The sequence below is a fragment of the Xanthobacter autotrophicus genome (assembly GCF_030015065.1).
Lineage (GTDB): Bacteria > Pseudomonadota > Alphaproteobacteria > Rhizobiales > Xanthobacteraceae > Xanthobacter > Xanthobacter autotrophicus_D.
The window spans coordinates 1-5,472 of the sequence record NZ_JAIVFN010000188.1; the positions used below are offsets into that span (position 1 = coordinate 1).

General features: G+C 60.7%; 7 protein-coding genes. 4 read left to right on the forward strand and 3 right to left on the reverse strand.

Annotated features, from left to right (window positions below; translation table 11 throughout):
* The 3 genes from K9U40_RS21830 to K9U40_RS21840 all read right to left on the reverse strand — a co-directional run.
* Positions 1-173, reverse strand: a 173-nt coding sequence (locus K9U40_RS21830; RefSeq protein ID WP_282892223.1) for a TrbC/VirB2 family protein, incomplete at its 3' end; no start/stop codon positions are given.
* A 5-nt stretch (positions 174-178) separates the two neighbouring features.
* Entirely contained in the window at positions 179-841 is a 663-nt protein-coding gene (locus tag K9U40_RS21835) for a lytic transglycosylase domain-containing protein (RefSeq protein WP_282892217.1), read from the reverse strand.
* A gap of 3 nt (positions 842-844) precedes the next feature.
* Positions 845-1,366, reverse strand: a complete 522-nt coding sequence (locus tag K9U40_RS21840; protein ID WP_282892218.1) for a hypothetical protein — start codon at positions 1,364-1,366, stop codon at positions 845-847.
* 89 nt (positions 1,367-1,455) lie between these two features.
* Between K9U40_RS21840 and K9U40_RS21845 the strand changes: the two genes are divergently transcribed.
* The 4 genes from K9U40_RS21845 to repC form a co-directional block, all read left to right on the forward strand.
* On the forward strand, positions 1,456-1,809 hold the full coding sequence (locus K9U40_RS21845; RefSeq protein ID WP_282892219.1) for a MarR family transcriptional regulator: 354 nt from the start codon (positions 1,456-1,458) through the stop codon (positions 1,807-1,809).
* A 778-nt stretch (positions 1,810-2,587) separates the two neighbouring features.
* Complete coding sequence (gene repA, locus K9U40_RS21850; RefSeq protein WP_282892220.1) at positions 2,588-3,802, forward strand: plasmid partitioning protein RepA; 1,215 nt, start codon at positions 2,588-2,590, stop codon at positions 3,800-3,802.
* A complete protein-coding gene (gene repB, locus K9U40_RS21855; protein ID WP_282892221.1) occupies positions 3,802-4,830 on the forward strand; it encodes a plasmid partitioning protein RepB in 1,029 nt (342 codons plus the stop codon). The genes repA and repB overlap by 1 nt, the downstream gene beginning before the upstream one ends.
* A 281-nt stretch (positions 4,831-5,111) precedes the next feature.
* On the forward strand, positions 5,112-5,472 hold a 361-nt coding region (repC, locus tag K9U40_RS21860), incomplete at its 3' end, for a plasmid replication protein RepC (protein WP_282892222.1).

The following is a 5,472-nucleotide window of genomic DNA, read 5'->3' on the forward strand; positions in this document are numbered from 1 at the left end:
GTCGCCAGGAGCTTCGCGACATTGCCCGTGAGCAGGGTGACGATGTTCTGCAGAACGGTCTCGATACCGCCTCCGGTTGCCTGGGCGGCGGCCGGTTCCGCCATCCCGATCGCAAATACGGTCGCCATCAGCATGATGGCTGCGACTGGGCGGACGCGCACTCTCTTACTCATTCGGCTCACTCCGATTGTTCGTTCTGGAAGACGAGAGCGGAGGACTTCCGCGCTGTTGCAAAAACATCCCAGGACGCCGGTTTCGCTTCACGGCGGGCGACTGGTGGTGCGGCAGCCGGAGGCGGCAGTGCCGACCCCTCCCCGGCTCGATCTCTTGTGGTGGATGGGCCAGCGGAGCCGATCGTCAGTGACGCGAGCTTCGGGGCGAGGCGCTTTGCCTCGTCATGCACTTGCTTGTTGTAGGCGGCCATTTCGCCAATCGAAGCATCGCCGCGGCCATAATAGGCTTGCAGCATCACGGTGGCCGCCTCGGCAGGGCTGGCACCTCCACCGATCGCCACACGGTAGTAGCGGTCGAGCAGGCGGGCGGCCGCCTTCAGGTTCAGGCAGGGGTCGAACGCATCGGCAACGGTGAGCTCGAGGCGGCCGAGATCATCGGCATTGATGCCGCCAAGACCGAGATCGACGTCCCGGCGATCCGCGATCAACATGGTGGCAAGCTCGATCGCCTCTGCCTTGCCGTTCGGCGGCTCGCGCAGGGGCACGCCGCTGTTGATGCGGATGGCGAACGGCGAGAAGCCGCTTTCAAGGCTAACGATCGCGGCCAGGGTCTCGATCTGAACGGTCGGAGCGCAGCTCTGGGCGAGATCGTAAAATGCAACGGGCATAGGTTAGAACCGCAGCCGTTGAGTGCCCATGCCGTCGATCGTCACGTCGACAAAGTGGGGTTGCGAGCGCACGCTTGGCCGAGCCGTTACATAAGCCATGCATTGGCGCTGGCCGCTGCTCGACACCCAGCGCGCGGCCCCATTGCCGGCTCTGGCGTCGGATATGCATTGGCTGCTGTCGACCACTTGGCGTGTCGCCGACACACAGGTCGCTTCTTGTCCCTGGAGTCCGAACCGGGCGGTCAGGCGGTAGCCAGCTTCGCATGAGAACGGCTCGTATCCAGGCCTGGAGGCCTGAAATCCGACTCCACTGCAGGTTGGAAAGGGGCGTCCTCGGGCGAGTTCGTTCCAAAGCCTCTGAACGGGAGGGACGCATTCGGCGAACTGCATGGGGCCGCCCGGGTTCGAAAGGCAAAGGAGAACCTGACAGCCCCAATCGTCTGCGCGCGCTTCACTGCTGGAAATGCAGTAGGATGACAGCAATACGAATGCGCAGGAAAGCGCCTTGGCAGCAGGGGAATTCATGCCTTCCACCCTCCCGAAACGACCCCGGAAAGGCTTGTCGGCCGCAATCTCATGTCCGGTTAACTATCATATATAGATCAGTTAAGCCGATGCCAAGAGCACTCGACGCCGAATGGCACAGCCTCTCGTTCTCGGCGCTTATCTTGCGGCTGATCCTCGACAATCCGCTCGACGATGAGACCCCTCAGTCGCGCCTGAAGCAAATCGGAATGATGAGCGTCCTCTATTATATGCATCAGGGCAATCAGCGCCTGACGCTAACCAATATAATTGAGGTGACGTCGCTAACACGCGGTGGTGTCACGGAGACGATTGATCAGCTTGTCAGTCGTAAGATCTTGACGGAAGCAATGGTAAAAAACTCGATGGGGCGAGGGCAGGCGCGTGAATTCAAGATTGCGCCCGATATCTTCAAGAAGATCCGCAGCCTACAGGGTGGTTGATGGAGCGTCGAAAAATTCCGGTTCGACGGACGGTATCATCTCAAACTATCGCAATTGTGATAGTATGGCGCCTCCAGTTGAGTCCATCCAGCCTTCATTCGGATCAGGCCGAATCGCGAGTAGGCAATGGTAGGTGGGACGAGGGCAACGGTCGTCGGGATAACGAGGGCTCGTACGGCTCCCCTCCCCTCCCCTCCCCTCGGCGTGCCGACTTTCAACCCGTGGACCGATCAACCGATCGAGACGGCGGCCTGTGCTCGCCTTCCGGACGTCACATCGCTCGGAGCCGTGCTGGTCAAGCTGGATCCGGCGTCGACCGATCCGGCGCTAGTCCCTACCCTCATCCTGGCGTTCCCGGGCTTTGAATTCAGTTTGGCCAAATCGGTGATGTCTATTGGCGCGACGCCCGTAACGAATTCCAGCCGGGCGGCACTTGGATCGGCGATCCGTAATCGAGCATTCAAGCTTCCGATCACGATTCGGACTCCGAGGTCGCAGGCTTGGAGGAGGTGCTGCGGAGCGGTTGTGAAGATCCGAACCCGGCATTCTCGCGGCAGCACCGGTATCGGACATGCCGACGGTTTGCCGGGGGCGAAGTGGCTGGAGTCGTTAGCGAATAACGCGCAAAGGGAGCCGACCGGTCTGGATAAACCTCGGGCCATATTAAGTACTTGTTAATACTAAACCACTGGACGGCGCGGCAGAATCGTGGCCTACCTTTTGTCGGGCACAGGGCGCTAAGGCGCATCGGGGCCGACAAATAGGAGCCGGAGCGACAATGGCTGCACCAGCCATGACAACTATTGAGGCAGAGGATCCGGCGGACAAGATTGTTCGTCACGCTGGCCTGCTTTCAGAGCACCTGCAGGCGCGCAGGCAGCAGATGTATCCGCCGGACGCTCAGAAGAGCCTCCGGTACTTTATGATTCATGAAGTGTCGAAGCTGACCTCGATCCCGGAATCGACTCTCAAGCTGATGTCGAATGAGGGCAAAGGGCCGGTGCCGACCCGGCTCGAGAACAACCATCGAGCCTACACGCTCACGCAAATCAATGAGCTCCGCGAGCTGTTTGCTTCCCAGCGACCCGGTGAGGCGTTGCGGTTTTTGCCCCACCGCCGTGAGGGTGAACACCTGCAGATCCTAGCTGTTGCCAATTTCAAGGGTGGTAGCGCGAAGACGACCACCAGCGCACACTTGGCCCACTATCTCGCCCTGCACGGCTATCGGGTTCTGGCGATTGATCTGGATCCTCAGGCATCGCTTTCCGCGATGTTCGGCGCGCAGCCCGAGATGGATGTTCAGCAGAACGAGACGATCTATGCGGCTCTTCGCTATGACGAACATCGTCGTCCGATCGCCGACATTATCCGGCCGACCTACTTCACCGGGATCGACCTCATTCCCGGCAATATCGAAGTCATGGAGTACGAGCACGAGACACCGCGCTTTCTATCCAAGCGGCAGGCGGATACGGAGAGCATTTTCTTCGAACGCTTGCGTCTCGCCCTAGCGGAGGTCGAGGACAATTACGACGTCGTCGTTCTCGACACCCCCCCTTCCCTCGGATTCCTGACCCTCGGTGCCATCTACGCGTCGACTGGTCTTCTCGTTACCGTCCATCCGGCCATGCTCGACGTGATGTCCATGAGCCAATTCCTGCTGATGATGGGGGATCTGATCTCCGTCATCCGTGACGCCGGCGCGACAATGAAGCAGGACTTCCTGCGCTATGTGGTGACGCGTCATGACCCGATGGATCAGTCGCAGGTCCACGTCGTCTCGATGCTTCGGCACCTTTTTGGACAGGATGTGCTGACGTCGACCGCGGTCGAGAGTGCTGCGATTGAGACCGCGGGGCTTGCGAAGCGCACGCTCTATGAGCTGGAAGCGGGGAACATCGCAGCATCGACGGTGAAGCGTGCGCGTGAATCGATCGATGCCGTCAACGACCAGATCCTGGACCTGATCGAGAGCAGCTGGGGGCGGACGTGATGAACAAGCGTCCTACAGGGAAGTCGATTCTGCAGAATTTCGGCGCTTTTTCCGAGCCGGCGGCCGATGGCGGCGCCGACGCGCCCGTAGACGGGAACAAGCCCTCGGTGCCCCAGCCGTTGCCACGCGTGGGGGCAGGTGTGATCGGGGCGACACAGCGTTCGCTTTCGGAGCTGAGAGAAGAGCGTGATCGGCTTCGCGCCATGGTGGATTCGGGCGGTGGCGCAGAGCTGGACCCAATGCTGATCGACCCCTCCCCTTTCCCGGATCGATTGCCCGACGACAGCAGCGCGGATTTTGAATCGCTGAAGGCGCTGATATCGGAGGAAGGCCAGAAGGTTCCCATTCAGGTGCGGCGCCATCCGAGTGTGGAGGGGCGCTATCAAGTCGTTTACGGGCACCGGCGTTGGCGCGCAGCGCTGGAGTTGGGCGTCAAAGTCAAAGCGACGATTCTCGATCTGTCGGATAGCGAGCTGGTCGTCGCCCAGGGCATCGAGAATGCGGCCCGCCAGGATCTTTCCTGGATCGAACGGTCGCTTTTTGCGTGGCGTATGGATCAGGCGGGAATCAAGTCCCGCGATATTCGCGCGGCGCTTTCAATTGATGACCCCGAGCTTGCCCGACTTCGGGCGGTCGCCAAGGTGCTTCCGACAGACGTGATCGAGGCGATCGGGCGGGCGCCCAAGGTTGGGCGCCCGCGCTGGATTGCCCTAGCGTCGGCGGTTGAGGAAGACAAGGCCGCGCTCTCGCGCATCCGAGAAACCTTGTCAGCTGACAAGGTTTTGGAGCGGCCGTCGGACGAGCGGTTCAAGAGTGCCTTGGCGGCAGTCAAGAAGCCGGTAGAGCGCGCGCGGTCCGAACTCGAACTCAAAAGCCCTAAGGGGAAGGTGGTCGGGAAGGCGACGTTCTCGGCGGGCGATGTCAAGTTTTCGGTCTCGAGCGGCCACGCGGAGGCATTCGGCGCCTTCCTGGAGGAGGAGCTGCCGGGCCTGATGGAGCGATTTTTCGCTCGAGAGGGCGATGAGTGATTTCCGGGTCGCGCGCCAAAACCTTGTCAGCTGACAAGGTTGGGCGGGGGCACTGGAAACGGCGGAAGCCTCGGCTGACGCCACTGGTAGGCGCAACAACTGAAGAGGAAGCATGAGGTAAAAAGAAAGGCCCCCGAAACAGGTGTCCCGGAAGCCCTTCTCGTTTGTGTAGCAACTCCGAGAATCTCACTTCCGCGAATCACAGTCAAGAGTCTCCGAAAGGAGATTGGCGCCGTTTCGGTGAGCGCTTTCGCTTTGCCTAAAAGCTGAAGGGCTGAACCATGACGCAGCAGCTACCCACGACGCCCTTTGGGCGGCGGTCGATGTCGCTTGGCCTGTTGGCTAGCCAAGTGACAGCTCAGGCCGTCACGCCCGATTTGGTGGTTCATAAATGGAAGGTCTTCCAGCATATCCGGGAAGCTCGCGAAGCCGTCGGTGCGACCGATCGGGCGCTCGCGATCCTCAGCGCACTACTTTCGTTCCACCAGGAGACAACGATGTGCGCGGATGGCGACCTCGTCGTCTTCCCGTCCAACGCGCAGCTCAGCGATCGAGCGAACGGCATGTCGCCGGCGACGCTTCGCAGGCATATCGCCATCCTTGTGCACTGCGGCTTGGTCATTCGCAGAGACAGTCCGAACG

Bases quoted from the DNA above. Each gene is read 5' to 3' on its own strand.
- K9U40_RS21835 (WP_282892217.1), bottom strand. From the start codon at position 841: ATGCCCGTTGCATTTTACGATCTCGCCCAGAGCTGCGCTCCGACCGTT.
- K9U40_RS21840 (WP_282892218.1), bottom strand. From the start codon at position 1,366: ATGAATTCCCCTGCTGCCAAGGCGCTTTCCTGCGCATTCGTATTGCTG.
- K9U40_RS21845 (WP_282892219.1), top strand. From the start codon at position 1,456: ATGCCAAGAGCACTCGACGCCGAATGGCACAGCCTCTCGTTCTCGGCG.
- repA (WP_282892220.1), top strand. From the start codon at position 2,588: ATGGCTGCACCAGCCATGACAACTATTGAGGCAGAGGATCCGGCGGAC.
- repB (WP_282892221.1), top strand. From the start codon at position 3,802: ATGAACAAGCGTCCTACAGGGAAGTCGATTCTGCAGAATTTCGGCGCT.